The sequence below is a fragment of the Planctomycetota bacterium genome, from assembly GCA_035574235.1.
Lineage (GTDB): Bacteria > Planctomycetota > MHYJ01 > MHYJ01 > JACPRB01 > DATLZA01.
In genome coordinates, this window is record DATLZA010000154.1 from 1 (window position 1) to 2899 (window position 2899).

General features: G+C 73.9%; 1 protein-coding gene. It reads left to right on the forward strand.

The genetic code is table 11. The annotated features are described in order from the left end of the window. Nucleotides 1-2836 (forward strand): PA14 domain-containing protein (locus VNO22_14165; GenBank protein ID HXG62513.1); only part of this gene is annotated, 2836 nt, incomplete at its 5' end. Nucleotides 2837-2899: the final 63 nt, after the last annotated feature.

Sequence of the window (2899 nt, forward strand, 5' to 3'; positions counted from 1 at the left end):
CGCGGAGGCCGGGGATTCCGCCTCGGCCGCGGAGGCCGCCCGTGCGTTCGCCGCGGAGGTCGCCGCCGCCGCCGCCCACCTGGCCCGCGTTCGCCCCGAAACCGGCGGCGTGGCCCTCGAACGCAAGGGGGTGCTCCTTCGCGAGTTCTGGACCGGGATCCCCGGCGCCGCCGTCGCCGACCTCACCCGCCATCCGCGCTTTCCCGGACGGCCCGACGGGACCTCGATGCCCGAGCTCTTCGAGGCTCCGACCGACTGGGCCGACCAGTACGGCACGCGCCTGCGGGGATATCTCCATCCGCCGGTCACCGGCGCCTACACGTTCTGGATCAGCGGAAACGACCAGGCGGAGCTCTGGCTGAGCTCCTCCGCGGACCCGGCGGGCAAGACCCTGATCGCCCGCGTTCCCGTCGGCACCGCCGTCCGCCAGTGGGACGCCCTTCCGGAACAGAAGTCGGCGCCCGTGCGCCTGGCGGCCGGGCAGCGGTACTACATCGAAGCGCTCCAGAAGGACGGCGTGGGACGCGACAACCTGGCGGTGGGCTGGCAGCTTCCGGACGGCACCCTGGAGCGCCCGATTCCCGGCGCGCGCCTCTCGGCGCCCACGACGCCCGCGGAGTCGCCGGCGCAGGCGCTCGAGTCGATGCGCGCGCGCTTTCAGGAGGAGGTCGTCGTCCCCGCCCGGCGGCTTCCGGCCGCGCCCGGCGAGGCGGCGGCCTGGACGGCGGCGACCGCCGCGGCGGATCGGTGGGAGAAGGATCTCCGCCAGGCGTTCGCGACGTACGCGGGGCGCGTCGCGGCCGCCCCGCCCGAGCCCGTCCGCGCGGCGCTGGCCCGCTTCGACGCGATGCCCCGGTGGAAGCGCGTCGAGGCGATGCTCGCCCACGGGCCCGGCGCGCTCCTTCGGACGCTCGCGGAGCGCCATCACGTGGAAGTGTGTCTGCTGGCCGGACGCGAAACGCCCACCGTCTGGGTTTCCGACCGCGAGGGGACGCCTCTCCCCGCGGCGCTTCCGGAGCCCGCCGCTTCGACGACGAATCTTTCCGACGGGATCGACGCGCGTCTGGACTCCGCGCCGGGGAGCCGGACGGTCGCCGTGCTCTTCTCCGACGGTCGCCATAACGAAGGGCGGTCGCCCCTGGCCGCGGCCCGCGTGCGCGGCGGACGGAGGATTCCCATCCACACGGTGGGCGTGGGCGGCACGCGCCCCCCGGAAGACGTGGCGGTCGTGCGCGTCCAGGCGCCGGAATCCGTTTTCTTCCGGGATCGCGTGCGCGGCGAGATCGTGCTCAAGGACGACATGCCGGCCGGCCGCCCGCTGGAACTCCGCATCGAGGCGCAGGGCCGCACGGTCTGGGAAAAGCGACTCGTCACGGAGCCGGCCCCCCTGAGGACGATCCCCTTCGATTTTCCCGTGGAAGAGCTGGTCGAGCGGGTCCGGCCTCCGGCGGAGAAGGGCGTCGAACGCCTGCACCTGCCCCTGGCGTTCCGCGCGGTCGCGCGGCCGGTCGAAGGCGAGCGCGAGCCCCGCAACAACGCCGCGGAGTTCCATCTGAACGCGGTCCTCCAGCGGCGCCGGGTTCTTCTCCTGGACGGCCGGCCCCGGTGGGAGACGCGCTACCTGCGCAACCTGCTCGATCGGGACGAGCAATGGGAGGTCCACACGCTTCTGGCCGACCGCGGGGCCGACGCCTCCGCCTGGCCGCGCGGCTCGGGTCCGGGGCGGTTCCCCGCGGATCGGGAGTCCCTGTACGCCTACGATCTCGTCATCTTCGGCGAGGTGCCGCGCCAGTTCCTCAAGATGGAGGAGCTGGAGTGGATCCGCGACTTCGTGGGCCGGCGCGGGGGAGGGGTGCTCTTCCTGGACGGACGCCGGGGCCACGTGGCGACCTACGCGGACACGCCTCTGGCGCCGCTTTTCCCGGTGGACTGGAAGGGGGAAGGGGGGCGGCCCACGGGACTGCGCCTGACCGCGCAGGGGACGCGGGCGCCGTGGCTGGCGCTGGCGGAGGATCCCGACAAGAACGTCGAGCTCTGGTCGGGGCTTCCCGCCCCGCACTGGGTGGCCCCGGCGCGGCCCCTGCCCGGCGCAGAAGTCCTCCTCGAGGCGCTCGTCGGGGAACGGCGCGTGCCCGCCCTGGCCCTGCGGCGGTTCGGTCCGGGCAAGGCGCTGTACGCCGCCTTCGACGAGTCCTGGCGCTGGCGCTACGAGGTGGCCGATCTTTACCACCAGCGCTTCTGGAACCAGGCGGTCCGCGAGATCATGGAGCCCCCGTTCGCCGTCCGCGACGCGCGGGTGTCCTTGGCCGCCGACCGGCCGGTCTACGACGCCGGCTCCTCGGCCGCCCTGCGCGTCCGGCTTCGCGACGCCGAGGGGCGGCCCGTCGCGAAGGCCGAGGCCGAGGCGTGGATCTACCGGGACGGCCGTCGCGTGGCCGTGGTGCGCCTGGAACCCGACGAGAACGCCGGCGGCGTCTTCCGTGCGCGCACGGGACCGCTGCCGCCCGGCCGCTACGAGGTCCGCGTGCGCCGCGAAGGCGCGGCGGAGGCCGATCCGCGGGTCGCCGTCGAGTTCACGGTGCGCCCGGCGGACGCCGGAGAGCTCGCGTCGCTCACCTGCGACGAGGATCTTCTGCGGCGGCTGGCGGCCGTCTCGGGAGGGGAGTACTTCCGCGAGGAGGAAGCCGTCCAGCTCCCGGGACGCCTCGAACGCCTGAGCCGGCGGCGGGTGATCGAGAGCGAGACGCCGCTGGCCCACAGCTGGGCGTGGTTCGCGCCCATCATGGTTCTCTTGACGGCGGAATGGGTGGCGCGGAAGCGCTCGGGAATGTTATAGACGGAATGAAGCGATGAACGTTCCCGCGGCTCCGGATCCGGCGATTCTGGAAAAGATCCGGGC